A 16,661-nucleotide genomic window follows, 5' to 3' on the forward strand; every position below is an offset into this window, starting at 1 on the left:
TGACGCACCTCCTCAGTAGGCGTACGTGGTGTTGCCGCCCAGGGACACGGCCACGTTCTTGATCGCCGAGCCCTCCTTGAGGATCTTCACCGACTCGTAGCGGGGGACGGTGGTGCCGTTGCCGAGCTGGCCCTCGCCGTTGTGGCCCCAGGTGAAGACGTCGTCCGCGGTCACCGCGACGCCGTGGCGGGCTCCGGCGGCGAGGTGCTGGACGCCCGCCAGGCGGGGGATCTCGACGGGCGCGGTGCGGTTGGTGCGCGAGACGTTGTCGCCGAACGACTCGTCGCCCTCGAGGAGCTGTCCGTACTGGTTGTTGCCCCAGCCCCAGACATGGCTGTCGCTGGTCTTGACGTAGTTGTGGAAGGCGCCGGCTTCGATGTCGGAGACGCCCTCGACCCAGTCGACGTCGACCGGAACCGTAGAGGACTTGGTACTGGAGTTGCCGAGCTGGCCGTAGATGTTGTACCCCCAGGACTTGACGGTGTCCTCGGCAGTGAGCGCGAGGGCGTGGTGGCAGCCCGCGTCGACCTCGACGACGTTCTCCAGCCCCTGCACCTGGCGCGGGACGGAGCTGGTGGCGCGGCTTCCGTTGCCGAGCTGACCGTGGATGCCGCGGCCCCACGCGTAGACCTTGCCGTTCTCCAGCAGGGCCAGGCTGAAGTCGCAGCCCGCGGAGATCTGCTTCACCTTCGGCATGCCCTGGACCCGGTCGGGGACGGTGCGGCTGTCTCCGGTGCGGTTGTTGCCGAGCTGGCCGTAGGCGTTGTCGCCCCAGGAGTAGACCTGGCCGGAGGTGTCGAGGGCGAGGCCGTGCTTCCCGCCGGCCGCGACGCTCTTGATGTTGGTCAGGCGCGGGACGGTGGTCGGCACGGTCTGGTTGGTGTTGCCTCCGTTGCCGAGCTGGCCGGAGGAGTTGTGGCCCCAGGACTTGACGGTGCTGTCGGTGCGGGCGAGTACGAAGGAGTCGGCCGACGAGGTTCCGCCGGCCGAGATCTCGTCGACGTCGCCCCGGAAGAGGCTGGTGACGGAGGAGGGGGAAAGGCTGTCGGCGAGGGTGCCGTTGCCGAGCTGGCCGGTGCGTCCGGCACCCCAGCTCAGGACGGTCGGGTTGCCCTCGTTGGCCGTGGCCGTGGGGGCGGCCAGAGCCGTGGCCATGGCCGTGGTGACGGCCGCGAGCATCCAGCGGCGGCGGGCCAAGGTGCGCGGGCCGGACGGGGCCGCTGCGGCTGCGTCGTGCGGGGAGCGTGCCCGGTCGGGGCTTGAGAGGAGTCGGGGGGTCATGCGCTGCTCTCCTTGGTGTGGGGGCGTACGGAACCTCGGCGCGCAGTGGGGGTCTCCGCGGGCCGAGGCGTACGGGAGCCCGGCGGTGAGGTCTGTCGACGCCGTCGGGCTTGTCAGTAGGGTTACCGGAAATGATCACCATTACGAGCCGGCGGCACAGAACCACCTTTTTGCCGGGCACTCGTTCGAGTACCCACCCACACGGAGCATCAGGGGCCGAACACGGCGGGGCGGGAGAGGCGCCTGGCGGGCCGCCGGTCGGCCGCACCCGACAGGGGAGGCCGGCGTCCCCGCAGCGGTAGCACGAGGAATCCCGGCCCTCCCGAAGGGTGCCGGAAGCGGGTGTGCCGGTCAGCCCCGGATGTCGCGCCACCCCTTCTTCTCGCCTGGCATCCGGGGCAATTGGGCGGCACGGCCGTTGCGGTGAACACGACCGGAGGCCGCGCCGCACCGTGTGTCCTGCCGTGCAGCCAAGGTCGGTCCGATTAGCTTCAGATCACCTTTGATGATCACGGAGGCCGCTTTCCGTGGCCCCGGCATCGGCTCCATGACGCCCTCCACCCACCTTTCCGGGAGTTCAGGTGAACCCACGCACGTCCGCGCGCCGCGCCCTGTCCGCCGCCCTGCTCGCCTCTGCCCTGTCGCTCGCCGCCCCGGCGTTCCTCGCCGCGCCCGCCCACGCCGACCCCGCCGGGTACGCCGCCCCGAGTGCCCCCACCGAGGACTGCGCCGCCGACGACCAGGCGTGCAAGGACCGGAAGGAGGACGAGGAGCAGGTGAAGGAGGTCGAGGAGAAGCAGAAGGAGACCGAGGAGGACGCGAAGAAGGCGGAGAAGACCATCGAGGACGTCGGCAAGAAGCTGGCGGAGTGCGAGCCCGGCTCCAGCAGCTGCATGGAGGGGCTCACCGGCCCGGGCATGGGCGAGAAGCAGGGCATCACCGACATGACCAGCACCGTCAAGGGCTTCAAGCCCGGTCCCGCCGGCGACGCGTCCGCCGCGGTCACCTCCACCTGCTCCGACTTCGTCGCGTCGCTGCCGACTGGATCGGCGGACGATTCCCAGAGCCCCTTCCCCGTCGCCCAGTTGTGCGCCCTGCTCGGCGGCTGACCGAACCGCGCACGCCGCTCCCCGCCCCCTCACTCCTCGAAGGGATCCCCCCATGCCCGCGCGCCGCATCGTGCTCGCCGCCCCGGCTCTGGCCCTCGCCGTGTCCCTGGCCTCTCCCCTCACCGCCCTGGCCGCGCCACCCCAGCCCGCGGCCGATCCCGGCCCCGTTCCCCGACCCCGTGCCGTGACCGCCGACGGCCGCCCCGCGAAGGTCGCCGACGTTCTGAAGGAGTGCGAGCAGAATCCGTCCGGCTGCTCCTTCCGGATCGACCGCAAACTCGGGATCGAGTTCGCCACGACGGTCAGGTCCCTGGGCAACGCCGTCATCAACTGCACCCAGAACGACATGAACGTCGAGCGGACGGTGACCCTGCACGCCGTCACCACCGACAACATCAACGGCGAGATCTCCGGCTCCGTCACCGCCGAGGGCACCATCCAAGCCTCCGGAGAGGTCACCACCACCCTCGCCAACGAAAGCGGCACCACCCACAAGGGGCCCAACCTGGACAAGGGCCCCACCACCGAGGCAGCCACCAAGGTCAACGTCGGCGGCGGCGGGAAGATCGCCGGCGAGACCAGCGCCAAGCTGGCCTTCCAGGCCGCGTTCAAGGCCGCGTACGCGAAGACGTGGACGGTCGACACCACCGAGACCACGACCTACAAGAGCACCGTCAAGGCCCACGACATGATGGTGTTCGGCGCGACCGTCGCCATGCGCCGCATCGTCGGACAGCTCGTCACGAACAAGGGCAGCGGCATTCTCAACGTGGCCGTCGACAGCCCCTCCATGGCCAACGACAGCCACTTCGTCGCGCAGACGTCCACCGCCCCCGGCGGTCTCTGCAGCGGCACGCGGCCCCCGGGCAACTCGGCTCCCGGCCAGCCCGGCCCGTGAACGAGATCCCGGCCCCCGCCGCCCCACCCCAGCGCCTCGCCGCCGCGCAAAGTCACCCCGCGCCCGGCCTCCGGCGGTTCCTGCCGCCCCACCCGAGGAGGGTCCCCGCCATGAGACACCCCTTCCGTCCGCCCCTGGGCGCCACCCTGACCGTGCTCACCGCCACCGCCGTCCTCCTACCGCCCCTCGCCACCACCGTCCAGGCCGCTCCTGGCGAACAACCCGTGGCCGTCCTCAACGGTGACTTCGCCGAGCCCGCCACGAAGGGCGACGGCCCCACCACCGTCACCATCGACAACTGGACCGGTGCGAACCAGCGTTACTCCCCCGCCGCCTCCGGCCGGACCGGAACCTCCCACGCCGTCGCCCTGCAGAAGGACGGCAACACCCTGCGGCAACGGCTTCGCGGAGTGCGCGCCGGAGCCCGGGTCACCGTCACCTACGAGGACAGCCCCGCCGTCTCCAAGGAGTGCGTGGCCGCCGACGTCGACAGCGGCCAGCCGTACACCGTCGAGGGCGGCGGCGGACCGGTCCAGGCGGTGACCACCGCCGCCGACACCGGCCGGGTCAAGGGCACTCCCGGCACGGGCAAGTGGACCAGCCGCACCTATGCGTTCACCGCCGGCGAGAGCGATCCGGCACTCACCTTCACCTCGAAGGTCACCGGCACCAAGACGCACCTCACCTGCACCCCGATGATCGCCGCCATCCGCGCGGTGGAAGTGCCCCCGGCCGTCGACCAGACCGTCGACCGGACGGCGCTCGGCACGTCCGAGGCCTTCAAGGGCAACGAACGCGAGAAGTCCCTGCACAACGCTGCGGCCGCCTGCAACGGCGAGAACGCCTGCACCTTCCGCCCCGACAAGCGGACTTCCTTCCGTTACTTCGGCCAGGCCCGCGTCATCGGCGAGACGTTCATCAACTGCACCCGCAACCCGCTGGAACACACCCGCACCCTGCAGTACGCCGAACGCAGTCACGACAGCATCGCCCAGACCTACGCCGACGCGAACCTCGCCCTGGAAGAAGTCGCCCGCCTGCCCACCACGGGTGACCGCGCCGAGGACGTCAAACGGATCAAGGCGCGCCCGATGGCCACCCAGTTCGCCCTCGCCTACGAGAAGACCTGGCAGCGGCCCTGGCAGTGGTTCAGCAGCGACCAACGCCAGATCAACGAGAAGATCCAGCCCGGCGAGGTCAGCTGGGTCGAACTCCAGCCCAGCAGGGAACGCGTGGAGGGCTGGTTCGTCAGCAACAAGGACGACTACCGCCTCCACGCGGTCATCGACGGCCCCTCCCGGGCCGTACCCGACCGGCTCATGCAGCGCACCGGCCCGATGACCGAGACCGAGAAGCAACGGTGCATCGCCGACCGCCCCACGACCACCACCCCCGTCGGCGCGGGCACCCCCGCCTCCTCCGCCGACAAGGGCCTCCAGGAAATCCCCGCTCTCACCGCCCCGGGAACCCGCGCGGCCACTACCATCCCGCTCAACTGAGAGGCACTCGTACGGCGATCTCCTGCCCGGGTGCGTCGAGCAGGGCGGCGGCCTGCACCTCTGGTCGCCGCCCTGCTCGACGCACCCGGGCGCAGGATCGCACATTCTCCAGTCCGGCCAAGGCGCCCTGCTGGGGCGTCTGTCCGACCAACCACTGAAAGTGGGGGCGCGGAGGTACTGACCGGTCCCGTGGTACTGGCCCTGGCAGCGAGCCTGCGGCAGCCGTGCGGGCCCGGTCTCACTCGGCGGCGGAGGCCGGATCGTCGAGTTCGTGCAGCCCCGCCGGGTCCTCGTCGGTCAGCAGCTCCCCGGTCGCGGTGACGAAGCGCTGGGCGTGGCCCCGGTGGACGCAGAGGAGTTGGTCGCGCGTGCCGGTCCGGTCCCGGTACACGGCCAGCGCCGGACCGTACTTGCTGCTGTGCCCCGGCATCGCGGTGTCCGTACTCCACCCTGCGCCGTCGAAGGCGGACCACCACAGCTGCTGGCGGGCGGGATCACGGTGGACGCACATCAGCTTGCCGTCGAAGACGGCGAGGCCGATGTTGCTCCGGGTGCGGTGGCCGGGCAGGGCACCCTCGGAGGTCCAGGTGGTGCCGCTCAGCCGGGTCCAGTGGATCGCTCCGTCCTTGGGGTTGCCGTACAGCAGGTGCAGGTCGCCGTCGTACACGGCGAGCGCCGGGGACCTCGTGGTGGCGCAGCCGGGGACGGGTTCGGGGGTTGTCCAGCTGCGGCCGTCCCGGCTGGTGGTGACCATGATCCGCTGGGCGGCGTCGGCGTAGGCGAGGTGGAGTGCGTCGCGGAACACGGCCAGCGCCGGGCCGTAGACGCTCTCGGCGTCCGGGACCGGCCGGTCCGGCGTCCAGGCATCCCCGTCGTACGAGGTCAGGGCCATGCCCCAGTCGCCCGAGCCGCCGCGGTGCGCACAGTACAGCCGGTCCTGGAACACGGCCAGGGCCGGGCTGCCCAGGGTGTGGTGACCGGGGAACGGCTGGTCCTCGGACCGGCTGCCGTCCGCGCGGTGCGCGGTCCACCACAGGTCGGGGTCATCGCCCCGGCCTTCGTAGACGCAGTACAGGTCATCGCGGAAGACGGCCAGGGCCGGTGTTTCGGAGGCGTAGCGCGCCGTGAACTGCACGTCGGCTCCCCACCCTTCGCCCGGTTCGAACACGCTGAACCACAGGCCCGTCTGGCGCGGCGGCGCGTTGAGGGCCACGGGGGCGAGGAGGGTCGGCGCGGCCCACGGCGAGACCAGGTCGCACCCGGAGCCCCGGGCGGCCGCCCCGATCTGTTCGGCGCGTCCGGCCAGCCCGGCGCCGACGGTTTCGGCCAGGGCCTCGGGCAGGGAGCCGGCGAGCACTTCCTCCACCAGGTGGGGGAAGCCGCTGTCGGGCCCGGCGCTGTCGGGGGGTGCCAGGCGGTCGGCGGCGCCCTGGTCGAGGCGGAGGGCGAAGCCCCACTCCAGCAGGTGGACGGAGACGGACGCCCCCGCCGCGGCGAGCTCCGCGCCCGCCCGTTCCGCGCGCTCCACCGCCTTGGATGACGGAGCGTCCGCGCCGAACTCCGGTGCCTTGCCGCTCTGCCGCCCGGGGGCGGCGCCTTCGATCGCCATGCTGTCCTCCTGTCTGCGGGGCGCGGGTCGGAAGGCCGCATTCCGCGCGGCGCGCGGGCTAACCGTTCCGATCCGCGGATTGACATGGGCGCTTGCGGCCCGCTTCCGGCCAGGCGCTGGGCTGCGGGCCCTCCCACGCTTCGCCGGGGCGGCCGGTGCGGACGAGTAGCCGTTCGGCCGCCCGCCGTCAGCCGACTCGCCACTGGGTCGAGGGCTCGCGGGCGAGGGACGGAACGGGGGGCGCTTGCTGCCGTGCGTCCTGCGGCAGCGGGAGGATCCGGTCGCCCATGCGGATCGTCCCGCCGCGGACCACCTCGGCCCGTAGGCCGCCGCGATGCAGCAGGCCGCGGATCAGGCCGGGGCGGACCAGCTGTTCGAGGCGCGCGCAGGGTTCGCTGAGTTTGAGGCCGCGCAGGATCACCGTGCCGATCTGGAACTCCTGGTCCACCAGCGGATTGAGCCGGATGTCGCGGCAGACGAGGTTGCGCCGGCATTCGGCGGGGGCGAGCGTGATGCCGTGCTCGCGGGCCAGGGCCTCGAGCGCCTCGGCCTCGATGAGGGTGACGTCGCAGACCCCGGACGCCCGGCCGGTGCCCCGGCGCCGGGGCCGGGGGCCCTCGCCCGCCCAGTAGTTGCGGTCCCCCTCCAGCCCGCGGCCGGTCACCGCGCGGGCCCGTGCTACGCGGAAGGTGGGCTCCCCGGCGCGCGCGGCGAGGTGTAGGGAGGTGACCCGGCCGGGTCCGTGTAGCGGTGGAGCTTGTGCCATGGGCGGTTCACCCCTTGAGGAAGTGGTCCGTGAGGGACCGAAGGGTGCGGAACTGGTTCACGTCGATCTGGTCGAGCTGCAGTTCCCGGCCGATCAGGTCCTCCAGCAGCAGGATGAACTCCATGAAGCCGAGCGAGTCGATCAGCCGGTTCTCGATCAGGTCGAGGTCCTCCGGGATCTCCTCGACGGTGGGGTTGCGTTCGCGCAGCCAGTCCACGACCGGCTTGATCACGTCGTCCATGGTCACCTCTCCTGGATCCGGTGCGGCTGTCGGCAGGCCGTCGGGGGCCGGCGCACGCTCTCGTACTCCAGGCGGACCCGGGCAACGGTGACGGCGGCCGGGTGCAGGGCGGTGACGCGGCTGCAGGACCGGCCGCAGTACATGGCCATCTCCTCGATGCGGCCGGTGGTGGCCTCGCTCGGAGCCGCCGCACTGTAGCGCGGTACCGGGTGCTCCCGGCCGTCCACCCGCGTGGTGGCCATGAAGGTGGCCGGGGCGCGGTTCGAGGCATGGGTGAGGGCATTGCGCAGGACCCGGTGCGGGCGGTTCGGCCAGCCGATGTCGAAGAGGGAGGTGATGATGGTGTCGTCGGCCACGGCCTCGACCACCCGGCGTTTGAACTCCGGGTGCGCGGTGGATTCTGTGGCCGGGACGAACAGGGTTCCGGCCATGGCCCCGTCCGCGCCGCGCGCCACGGCCTCCGCGAGGTCCTTCCCGGTGGCGATCCCGCCCGCGACGGCCAGCACCGCGTGCGGGTGGCGGGCCCGGACGGCGGCTAGGAGAAGGTCCACGGGCAGTCGGCCGAGCAGGTGGCCGCCCGCTTCGGTGCCCTGGAGGACCAGCACCGCCGCGCCCTGCCGAAGGGCCGTGTCGGCGTCCGCGAGGGTGCCGACCTGGACCACCAGCAGGTGTCCGGCCGCCCGCACGGCCTCGGCCGCGTCGGCGTCGGGCAGCCCGAAAGAGGTGACGAAGCCGCCCCGGGGCAGTTCGGGCAGGACGGCCCGGAGCTGGGCCAGACAGCCGGCCGGCCCGGTGACCTCGGGGACCACGTTCACCCCGAACGGGCGGCCGGTGGCGGCCGCCACCTCCCGGACCAGCCGGGCGGCCCGCGCGGGCGCTTCCTTGTACAGCGCGAGGGTCCCGCCCGCTCCGGCCCGGGACACCTCGGCGCACAGGGCGGGGCCGGCGACGGCGCCCATCCCGGCTTGGAGCAGGGGCAGTTCGAGCCCGAGCCGGGCGGTCAGTCGGGTCACGAGACTTCCCCCGCCTGCCGTACCGCGCGGTGCGCGGCGGCCAGGTCCCCTTCGAAGAGGTCGCCCAGGACGTGCACCCAGCGTTCCAGACCGAAGGCGACGCAGCCGGTGAAGGCCGGACGGCCCGCGTGGCCGATGGCGCGACGCTCGCCGAAGAAGTTGCGGTGGTTGTTGGTGGACGCAACGGCGGTGCCGTCGGTGTGCAGGTACTCCTCCTTGACCGGGGCGAGCAGTTGCATGACGGAGCGGGCGCCGTCCTTTTCGAAGAACGGGTCGGTGGCGGGCGCCCGGTCCAGGGTGAGCCCGAGGGCCGCGCCGAAGGCGAGGATCCGCTCCTGGTGCCGGTCGAGGTGGGTCCGTACGGCTTCGGCGGAGCCGACGCACACGATCTCCCGCATGGTGAACCCCCAGAGCCTGCGCAGCCCGTCGTGGTGGTCCTCGTTGCGGAAGCAGTGCGCGATGGTGGTGATCAGTACGGGGGTGTCGGCACTGGTGCCGGTGAGGTGCAGGAAGCAGCCGTAGCAGGCCGCGGAGGGCAGCAGGTGGGTGGCGTCGGCCAGCTCGGCCGCCGGCAGTGCGGTGGCCCCGGGCGGAGCTGCGGCGAGGGCGGCCAGCCGGTCGGGGCGGATCCGGGTGACCGGGCTGCCCAGGTGCGGGAAGTTGCGGAAGTAGTCCAGGGTGCGCAGGTCTTCGGCCCGCAGCAGCGGCGGGTAGCTCTGCTGCCGGGCTCCGGCCTCGGTGCCCCAGCGGGTGAACACCGCGTCGAGTGCGTCCCTCAGCAGAACGGCGGGTTCGTCGAGGGTGGCGAGTCCGTCCCGGACCGACCAGGTGGTCCCGGTGGCCGTGGGGTCAGTGACGGGCATCGAACACCCCGATCCGGTGGAGGAAGTCGGTGGTCTTGTGCAGGACCTTGGCGTGGGCGGCCTGCCGGGCGGGGTGGGCGAGCAGCCGCCGGCGCAGCGCGAAGCCGTTCGCGAGGCCCGCGTCCCGGTAGACGGCCGGGTTGTAGAAGGACTCCATGCTGGTGGTGATGTAGCGGCCGAGGTAGTTGCGCAGTTCGAGCCGGGCCGCCTCGTCCAGGCCGCTGTCGAGGAGCCGCTCCCACAGCAGTTGCACCAGGCGGCGGCCGAAGGCGATGTGCCGGGACTCGTCCTGGTGGTGCAGCCGGTTGATGTGCCGGATGGTCGCGTGGAGTCTGCGGTCGGCGGCCAGCTGGACGTTGTAGTGGTCGACGATCTGCTCGAAGATCAGGATCCGGGCGAAGACGAGGAAGTTCTCGATGTCCGGGTCGCGCGGGGCCTCGGGCAGTTTGACCGACTTGTCGGGGTAGATCTTGTCGGCGTACTTGAGGCAGAAGGTGGCGAAGAACCACATGTGGTCGTTCTCCTCGCCGATGAAGTGATGGAAGAACTCGGAGGGGAGCTCGAAGCCGGGGGTGTGGACGCGCCGGGTGACCTCGATGAGCAGCTCGCGGATGCCGTGCACGTTGAGGCTGTAGAAGTTGATGCTCTCCCACCGACTCAGGGCCTGGAGCTGGCCGGGGCTGAGTTCGTCCATCAGCTCGGTTCCGTGGACGGAGAGCAGCTCGGGGGACATCCAGAGCCCGTCGGTGGGGATCGCGGGCGGCCAGTCGAAGGTGGTGAACGGGTTGTAGTAGTCCGCGGTGGCCTTGTCGGAGAGCCGGTCGAGCAGGACCCTGAACTCGGTGTCGTCGGCGGTGGCGGTGGCGGCCGTTCCGGCGGGCGGGGTGTTCCGGGGGTGCATGGGCGTCACTCCTTCCATCGGACGGCCGACAGCAGGGCCCGGTGGAGTTCGGGGGTGGATGCGGCCACGCAGGACCGCTGGTTGTCGATGCTCAGGTCGGTCAGCACGGTGTCGCCGAGCGGCTCTCCGTAGCCGTCGGTGATGACCGCGCCGGCCCGCTCGGCGAGGAAGACGGCTGCCGCGATGTCGTACGGGAACAGGTGCAGGACCCGGCCGTTGCCGACGCGTTCGAACTCGGGCAGCAGCGCCGGGTCGTCGCGCAGCAACCGGTTGCCGATGTCCACGTACGCGTCGAGCTGGCCCGTGAGCAGCCGGGAGATGGACCAGGTGGCGCTGTTGAAGACGAAGACCCCGCCGGTGTTGGCCGAGCGGTCGATGAGGTGGCCGTAGGCCCCGGCCATCAGACGGGCCGGGTGGCCGTTGAACTCCAGCGACCAGAACATCCGCGCGGGGTCGGTGGTGCGGGTCAGCGCCGGGACGGGGTGGTCGTAGCCGTGCGCCGTGATGCCGGGCGTCGCCAGGTCCCCGTAGAGGTAGGCGCCCGTACGCAGTTCCATCAGCAGCGCGTGCTCGACGTCGGCGATGCGCGGGCGCTGCGCCATACGGGCGACGGCGACCGAGACGGTGGCCGACTCCAGGCCGGCGACGGCGGGGCGGGTGCCGTCGATGGGGTCGACGACCAGCAGGTGGGCCGGGTCCGTGCCGTGGTGTTGCAGGCCGCGGTCCTCGGAGTAGACGGCGACGGGCAGGTCGTGACCGACGACGTACTTCCAGACGGCGGCCTCCGCGACCTCGTCGAGGCCGAACTGGGCGTCCCCGCCCGGCGAGTGGCCCCGGACCAGGCGACTGCCGGCCCGGTGTCGGGCGCCCAGCACGGCCCCGCGGACGGCACCGGCGAGGCCGGTCACGTACTGCCGCAGCGCCGCGGCCCCCGGCGGGCTGCCGTGCGCGGTGCCCGTCATGCGGCTGCCTCGGCGGCGAAGAGGGCTTCGAGCCGGTCGCAGAGCAGATCGGCCTCGGCGCGGGTGAGGATCAGCGGCGGGCGGATCTTGATCACGTTCCCCCGTCCGTAGCGTGAGGTGCGCAGGATCAGGCCGTGGTCCATGCCGCGCCGGGCCAGGGTCTGGGCGCGTTCGCTGTGCGGGCGGCCCGCGTCGTCGCCGATCTCGATCCCGATCATCAGGCCGAGACCTCGCACGTCCACGACGGCGGGGTGCGAGGCGGCCAGTGCGCGCAGCCGTTCCATGATGTGGGCGCCGACCTCCCGGACGTTCTCCAGGAAGCCGGGGCGGCCTATCACCTCGAGGGTGGTGGCCGCGGCGGCAGCGGCGAGTACGTTGCCGCCGTAGGTGAAGGAGTGGTGGTCGGCGCTCAGCCCGGACATCCGCTCGTCGGCGACGATGGCCGCGATCTGGGCGCCGGAGCCGCCGAGGCCCTTCGCGGTGGTCAGGATGTCGGGCCGGACCCCGTAGTGCTCTGCGGCGAACATCCGGCCGACCCGGCCTATGCCGGTCTGGATCTCGTCGAAGACGAGGGCGATGCCCCGTTCGTCGCACAACGCGCGCAGCGCGGGCAGGTAGCCGTCGGGGGGCACGATGTTGCCGCCGCTGCCCGAGACCGGTTCGACGACCACGCAGGCGACGCTGCCGGAACTGGCGTGGTCGAGGAAGTCGTTGATGCGCTCGACGCAGAGCATGCCGCAGCTGTCGGGTCCCGCCTGGCGGTAGAAGCAACGCAGGCAGTAGGGGTCGGGGACCTGGAGCACGCCGGGCATCAGGTGCGGGAACGGGGCCTTGCGGAAGGACTCGCCCGACATGGTCGTCGTCATCATGGTCTGCCCGTGGTGGCTGCGGAACAAGGTGACGACGTCGCGGCGGCCGGTGGCGAGTTGCGCCATCTTGACCGCGCCCTCGTTGGCGGTGGAGCCGCCCGACACCTTGAGGTGCACCTTGGTCAGGTTCGGCGGGGTGACTTCGACCAGCCGCCGGACCAGTTCGTTGACGGGGGCGGTCTGGAAGGTCGAGGTGGTGTGCACGAGCCGTTCGGCCTGGTCGCGCATGGCCTTGACCACTTCGGGGTGCCCGTAGCCGAGGCTCAGGTTGAAGGTGCCGGACGCGCAGTCCAGGTACTCGTTGCCGTCGGTGTCGTACAGGTGGACGCCTTCGCCGTGGTCCATCTCGTACGCGCTGACCGGGTAGTACAGGTGGTTCTGCGCGTAGCTCAGGGCATCGCCGCGGACGTCGCTCCGGGCACCGATGCGCGCGTCACTCCGGGCATCGCTCTGCGTATCGCGTTGGGCGCGCATGAGATCGGCCATGTGTCTCCTGTCGACTTCCGTCCCGCGGACACGACGGACGGCGGATATCGATATCTCCGGGCATCGGACTAGAAGGTTCCCTACGGGATTCGATGGCCGGATTTCACACGTCCAGAACGAAGGTGAAAGAGGCATCCCAACCCTCAGGCGTTTCCCGCACGTCCATCAGGCATTCTGGCCGGAAATACTTGTCAAGGTGGTTCCGGCGTTCCCCGGGGAAATACAGCATCGTGGTCAGTACGGCTCCGCCGGGCGGCTGCACCTTCACGTGCACGTGCCGCGTCCGCCCCGGGTACACGGCGGGCAGCACCGTCTCCAGCCGCCACCGCCCCTCGACGTCGGCGAACTGGTGGCCGCGCAGCCGAAAGCCGTCGTCGTCGTAGACTCCGGTGTCCCCGACCTGCCAGAAGTCGAGCAGGGTGCCGCCGATCGGCTTGCCCTCGGGGGTGCGCACGGCGCCGTGCAGCAGCATCGGAACGCCTCCCGCCACATCACCCCGGAAGCTGGTCCTGCAGGGGGTGTCGGGCTTGTAGTACGGCCCTTCGCGCAGGGCGGGCGTGGGTGGCGTGCCGTTGCAGCGAACGGTCGGCGTGAGCACCTTCAGGACGTTTTCCGGGCTTCCGCTCTCCACGGTGGAATTCTCCCTTGGTCAAGGATCTTCGCTTCCGTTCAGGCAGACTAACCGGCATTCCCGATGTTGAGAAGAAGGCCCCGTGTCACCTCTTCGCCATTCATTGGACGCATATTCACAGGGCTTCCGTCATTCGCACGAACAGCAGCCGCGTCTCCTGGGAAAGGAGCGGCGCACGGGCCGGATGGGACAGGGGGACACTCGGTGGGCCGCGCTCGTCCCGTCCGCGCTCAGTGCCGGTCGGCGGCGGATCGGCACAGCACGGCGCGGGCGCGGGCGAAGTAGGCCGGGTCGGGTGGTGCGGTGAGGATGTCGGCGAGCGCGAAGAGGTCAAGTGTCCGGCTGAGCCGCTGCCAGTCCACTGGCAGCCGGCCGTTCCCGTCCCGGAAGCCCTCGACGAAGCCCGCGGTGAAGGCCGGCGGGTACTCGTGGGCGAAGCGCAACATGTTCCCGACGTCGAAGAGCGGGGAGCCGCTGAAGGCGAGCTCCCAGTCGAGCACGGCGGCCACCGTCCACTGCCCGCTGCACCGTTGGACCAGGACGTTCTTCGGGTTGAAGTCGCAGTGCACCAGGCTGCGTTCACCGGCCACGGCGGCGAGCGCCCGGGGCCCCCGGCGGGCCAGGGCACGCAGTGCGGCCGCATCCGTCCCGCTCAGCGGCCCGTCCGCAGCCGAGGTCGCCAGACAGCGGTCGACGAAACCGGGCAGGTCGCCCAGAGGGGCCGCACCGCCCGGGACCGGGACCAACGAAGAGTCTCCGAAGGCGCCCGGGCGGGGCAGCCTGACCCGGCCGATCCGCGCCAGCACGGCGCCGACGGCCCGGCCCAGGGCCCGAGCTTCGCCGCTCACCGGGCCGTCCGCGAGCACATGACTGAGCGGGATCCCGTCCACGAACCGGTAGAGCAGGGTGGGGCGACCGGTGGCCCGGCCGTGCGGATCGGCGGCGACCACCGTGGTCACCGGGACGGTACTGGCCGCCGCCCGGCCGAGGACGGCGACCTCCACCGCACAGGTGTTGCGCGGGACCCGACTGCCGCTGGGCCGGTAGCGGCGCAGCACGTAGCGCTCCGCTCCCGGTGCGTCGGCGTGCTGGGCCGTGAGCAGGGCCATGTCGTTGGTGAACCCGCCGGGCAGCGAGTGCACCCCGTGCAGCCGGGCGCCGGGCAGGGCGTGCCGGGTCAGCCAGGCGCGGGTGGCGGGGTCGAGGAGGCCCACCGGATCGGGGCGCGTCACATCGGCCAGCCTGCCCGACCCGGGGCCGTCCTCATGCCTCCGTTCCCCCCGATGGCCCAGGCCCGGATCACGGCCGCAGCCGCGCGGCAGCGGCCGCCCCGGCCGCCAGGACCAGTCCGCCCGCCGGTCCGGCGAGGCGGCCGAGCCGGGCCGGGACCACGAACTCCTCGGCCGCGTGCTCGGGCAGCCCGGGGTATCCCGCCAGTGCTGCGGCCAGTTCGGCGCGGAGCAGCGGGAACAGCCCGGCGAGTTCCGCGACGCCGCCTCCGATCACGATCCGCTGGGGCGCCGTCGTGTAGACGATGTTGCGCAGGCCTGCGGCCAGGTAGGCCACCTCCAGCCGCAGCGCCTTGCGCAGTGCGTCGCCGGTCAGTTCTTCGGCCGGCGTTCCCCAGCGGGCGCCCATCGCCTCGCCGCCCGCCAACCCCTCCCAGCAGTCGCCGTGGAAGGGACAGGAGCCGGGAAAGGCGTCGCCCGCGATCCGGGGCACCGCGAGGTGGCCCATCTCGGTGTGGACCAGGCCGCTGACCACCTTGCCACCGATCACCGCGCCGCCGCCGATGCCGGTGCCTACGGTGAGGTAGACGTAGGCGTCCAGACCGCGCGCCGCGCCCCAGCGGCCCTCGCCGAGGGCCGCGCCGTTGACGTCGGTGTCGATGCCCACCGGCACACCGAGGGCGGCGGCGACCGGGCCGGCGACGTCCACCCCGGACCAGCCGGGTTTGGGGGTGGCGGCGAGGTGGCCGAACTTGGCATGGCCCGGGCGCAGTTCGAGGGGCCCGAAGGAGGCGATGCCGACCGCGTCCAGCGGTCCGGTCGCGGCGGCCGTCTCCTGGAAGAAGGCGATGGCCCGGGCCAGGGTGGGACCCGGTTCGCCGGTCGGGAACCGGGTCTCGGCCTCGATCCGGTCGGGAGCCGAGCCGACCAGGCAGACGAACTTGGTCCCGCCGGACTCGATCGACCCGAGGCGCGGCGCGCTCACGCGCCCACCGGCCAGCCGTCGGCGCCGACCGGGCCGGAGTGCGAGCGGATGACGACCTTGAGCGCGTCGTAGCGCGGTGGCCGTCCGGTGCCGCCGTCCCCGTCGCCCCGGGTGAGATCGCCGAGCGCGGCGAAGGCCTCTGCGTGACGTTCGAGCGGGAACTCGTGCGTCACCAGCCGCTCCAGGACCGGTACGGTGCCGGCGCCGGACCGTTGTGAGCCGCCCAGCTCGGCGGCCAGGTCCACGGCGACGGGGAAGACGTCGGCCCGGTAGTCCCCGGCGCCGATCAGCTGGATGCCTCGATTGGTGAGCTGGAGCGGGCGCAGCGGCACGGTGTAGGTGTCATCGAAGCCCATCAACACCACCCGGCCGCCGTCGTCGATCAGCCGTAGCGCCGAGTCGAGACCGGTGCCGGTGGTGTCGAAGACGACGGAGGGACGCTCGCCGCCCGAGGCCTTCACCACGGCTTCGGCCGGGTCCGTTTCGGCCACGTCCACCACGTGCGTGAACCGTTCGCGGGCTTGCTCCAGCCGGTAGCCGTCCGGTTCGGCAACGGTGACCCGGCGCGCCTGGCGGGCGGCGACGAGTGCGGTCAGCATCCCGATCGGGCCCGCGCCGAGCACCACCACGGTGTCGTCGAAGGTCAAGGACGCGGCCTCGACGTTGTTCAGGACGCAGGCGAGCGGCTCGATCAGGATCGCGCTGCGGAAGGCCAGTCCGGCGGGGATCCGTTCGACGAAACGTTCCGGCAGGGTCACGGCCTCCGCGTACGTGCCGTCCCGGTCGACGCCGACCTCGGTCCCGGCCTTGTGCCGGCAGAAGTTGGTCGCGCCCCGACGGCACGGGACGCACCAGCCGCAGTACAGCGTGGGGTTGACCACCACCCGGTCCCCCACCGCGACCGAACGCACCTGCGGCCCCACCTCCCGCACCACACCCACCGACTCGTGCCCGAGCACCACGCCCGGCCGGGCCGGGAACCGCCCGAGCAGGATCTTGCGGTCCGTTCCGCAGACCCCGGTACCGACGATCTCCACCACGACGTCATCACCGGTCACGAGTTGGGCGGCGGGCCGGTCCTGCAGTTCGGCGGAGCCTGGACCCAGATACACGAGAGCGCGCACGAGACCTCCCCATCGGTGTTCGGGAGGGCGACGCTAGCGCAGCCGGACGCGGCTGGACACGGCGCCTCTGAGCCACTCCGCGGCCGGCCCGGGCCCGGGCCCCTACGGCTTCCGGGATGGCCTGCGAGGAGCCAAGGAGCCTTTCCCGACCTGACGGCGGTGCTGGGGTGCTGGCGGGTGTGGGCTGCACGGAAC

16 protein-coding genes are annotated in these 16,661 nt (G+C 72.0%); 3 read left to right on the forward strand and 13 right to left on the reverse strand.

The window, feature by feature from the left end; all coding sequences use genetic code 11:
• Positions 1-12: 12 nt before the first annotated feature.
• Positions 13-1,281 (reverse strand): RCC1-like domain-containing protein, encoded by a 1,269-nt coding sequence (locus OG386_RS07970; RefSeq protein WP_328787460.1) that lies wholly within the window; start codon positions 1,279-1,281, stop codon positions 13-15.
• 581 nt (positions 1,282-1,862) lie between these two features.
• On the opposite strand from OG386_RS07970, the gene OG386_RS07975 reads away from it, so the two are divergent.
• From OG386_RS07975 to OG386_RS07985, 3 genes are all read left to right on the forward strand, one after another.
• Positions 1,863-2,390 carry a hypothetical protein gene (locus OG386_RS07975; RefSeq protein ID WP_328787461.1) on the forward strand — a complete coding sequence of 176 codons (528 nt, stop codon included), beginning with the start codon at positions 1,863-1,865 and terminating at the stop codon, positions 2,388-2,390.
• Between the two features lie 52 nt (positions 2,391-2,442).
• A complete protein-coding gene (locus OG386_RS07980) occupies positions 2,443-3,288 on the forward strand; it encodes a hypothetical protein (RefSeq protein WP_328787462.1) in 846 nt (281 codons plus the stop codon).
• Between the two features lie 110 nt (positions 3,289-3,398).
• Positions 3,399-4,787: a hypothetical protein gene (locus OG386_RS07985; protein WP_328787463.1), complete on the forward strand. Its 1,389-nt coding sequence runs from the start codon at positions 3,399-3,401 to the stop codon at positions 4,785-4,787.
• A gap of 238 nt (positions 4,788-5,025) precedes the next feature.
• Here the strand turns inward: OG386_RS07985 and OG386_RS07990 are convergent, their stop codons facing one another.
• The 12 genes from OG386_RS07990 to OG386_RS08045 all read right to left on the reverse strand — a co-directional run bounded on the left by OG386_RS07990 (position 5,026) and on the right by OG386_RS08045 (position 16,466).
• Positions 5,026-6,396 carry a hypothetical protein gene (locus OG386_RS07990; RefSeq protein WP_328787464.1) on the reverse strand — a complete coding sequence of 457 codons (1,371 nt, stop codon included), beginning with the start codon at positions 6,394-6,396 and terminating at the stop codon, positions 5,026-5,028.
• A 187-nt stretch (positions 6,397-6,583) separates the two neighbouring features.
• Positions 6,584-7,162 carry an MOSC domain-containing protein gene (locus tag OG386_RS07995; RefSeq protein ID WP_328787465.1) on the reverse strand — a complete coding sequence of 193 codons (579 nt, stop codon included), beginning with the start codon at positions 7,160-7,162 and terminating at the stop codon, positions 6,584-6,586.
• A 7-nt stretch (positions 7,163-7,169) separates the two neighbouring features.
• Positions 7,170-7,403 (reverse strand): acyl carrier protein, encoded by a 234-nt coding sequence (locus OG386_RS08000; RefSeq protein ID WP_327733592.1) that lies wholly within the window; start codon positions 7,401-7,403, stop codon positions 7,170-7,172.
• A gap of 2 nt (positions 7,404-7,405) precedes the next feature.
• Positions 7,406-8,416, reverse strand: a complete 1,011-nt coding sequence (locus OG386_RS08005) for an NAD(P)H-dependent flavin oxidoreductase (RefSeq protein WP_328787466.1) — start codon at positions 8,414-8,416, stop codon at positions 7,406-7,408.
• Positions 8,413-9,279: a hypothetical protein gene (locus OG386_RS08010; RefSeq protein WP_328787467.1), complete on the reverse strand. Its 867-nt coding sequence runs from the start codon at positions 9,277-9,279 to the stop codon at positions 8,413-8,415. The genes OG386_RS08005 and OG386_RS08010 overlap by 4 nt, the downstream gene beginning before the upstream one ends.
• Complete coding sequence (locus OG386_RS08015; protein ID WP_328787468.1) at positions 9,266-10,180, reverse strand: diiron oxygenase; 915 nt, start codon at positions 10,178-10,180, stop codon at positions 9,266-9,268. Before OG386_RS08015 ends, OG386_RS08010 begins: the two co-directional genes overlap by 14 nt.
• A 5-nt stretch (positions 10,181-10,185) precedes the next feature.
• Entirely contained in the window at positions 10,186-11,142 is a 957-nt protein-coding gene (locus OG386_RS08020) for an inositol monophosphatase family protein (RefSeq protein WP_328787469.1), read from the reverse strand.
• Positions 11,139-12,497 carry an aspartate aminotransferase family protein gene (locus OG386_RS08025; RefSeq protein ID WP_328787470.1) on the reverse strand — a complete coding sequence of 453 codons (1,359 nt, stop codon included), beginning with the start codon at positions 12,495-12,497 and terminating at the stop codon, positions 11,139-11,141. Before OG386_RS08025 ends, OG386_RS08020 begins: the two co-directional genes overlap by 4 nt.
• 103 nt (positions 12,498-12,600) lie before the next feature.
• Positions 12,601-13,095 (reverse strand): dioxygenase family protein, encoded by a 495-nt coding sequence (locus tag OG386_RS08030; protein ID WP_328787471.1) that lies wholly within the window; start codon positions 13,093-13,095, stop codon positions 12,601-12,603.
• Between the two features lie 263 nt (positions 13,096-13,358).
• Positions 13,359-14,360, reverse strand: coding sequence for a phosphotransferase (locus tag OG386_RS08035; RefSeq protein ID WP_328787472.1), 1,002 nt, complete (start codon positions 14,358-14,360; stop codon positions 13,359-13,361).
• A 67-nt stretch (positions 14,361-14,427) separates the two neighbouring features.
• Positions 14,428-15,342 carry an ROK family protein gene (locus tag OG386_RS08040; protein ID WP_328787473.1) on the reverse strand — a complete coding sequence of 305 codons (915 nt, stop codon included), beginning with the start codon at positions 15,340-15,342 and terminating at the stop codon, positions 14,428-14,430.
• Positions 15,339-16,466, reverse strand: coding sequence for a zinc-dependent alcohol dehydrogenase (locus OG386_RS08045; RefSeq protein WP_328787474.1), 1,128 nt, complete (start codon positions 16,464-16,466; stop codon positions 15,339-15,341). The genes OG386_RS08040 and OG386_RS08045 overlap by 4 nt, the downstream gene beginning before the upstream one ends.
• Between the last annotated feature and the right edge of the window lie 195 nt (positions 16,467-16,661).

Origin of the sequence: Streptomyces sp. NBC_00273 (genome assembly GCF_036178145.1) — a bacterium.
Lineage (GTDB): Bacteria > Actinomycetota > Actinomycetes > Streptomycetales > Streptomycetaceae > Streptomyces.

What these genes read in the sequence shown, in the direction of transcription:
- OG386_RS07970 (WP_328787460.1), bottom strand. Translation starts at nt 1,281, where the DNA reads ATGACCCCCCGACTCCTCTCAAGCCCCGACCGGGCACGCTCCCCGCAC.
- OG386_RS07980 (WP_328787462.1), top strand. Translation starts at nt 2,443, where the DNA reads ATGCCCGCGCGCCGCATCGTGCTCGCCGCCCCGGCTCTGGCCCTCGCC.
- OG386_RS07985 (WP_328787463.1), top strand. Translation starts at nt 3,399, where the DNA reads ATGAGACACCCCTTCCGTCCGCCCCTGGGCGCCACCCTGACCGTGCTC.
- OG386_RS07990 (WP_328787464.1), bottom strand. Translation starts at nt 6,396, where the DNA reads ATGGCGATCGAAGGCGCCGCCCCCGGGCGGCAGAGCGGCAAGGCACCG.
- OG386_RS07995 (WP_328787465.1), bottom strand. Translation starts at nt 7,162, where the DNA reads ATGGCACAAGCTCCACCGCTACACGGACCCGGCCGGGTCACCTCCCTA.
- OG386_RS08000 (WP_327733592.1), bottom strand. Translation starts at nt 7,403, where the DNA reads ATGGACGACGTGATCAAGCCGGTCGTGGACTGGCTGCGCGAACGCAAC.
- OG386_RS08010 (WP_328787467.1), bottom strand. Translation starts at nt 9,279, where the DNA reads ATGCCCGTCACTGACCCCACGGCCACCGGGACCACCTGGTCGGTCCGG.
- OG386_RS08015 (WP_328787468.1), bottom strand. Translation starts at nt 10,180, where the DNA reads ATGCACCCCCGGAACACCCCGCCCGCCGGAACGGCCGCCACCGCCACC.
- OG386_RS08020 (WP_328787469.1), bottom strand. Translation starts at nt 11,142, where the DNA reads ATGACGGGCACCGCGCACGGCAGCCCGCCGGGGGCCGCGGCGCTGCGG.
- OG386_RS08025 (WP_328787470.1), bottom strand. Translation starts at nt 12,497, where the DNA reads ATGGCCGATCTCATGCGCGCCCAACGCGATACGCAGAGCGATGCCCGG.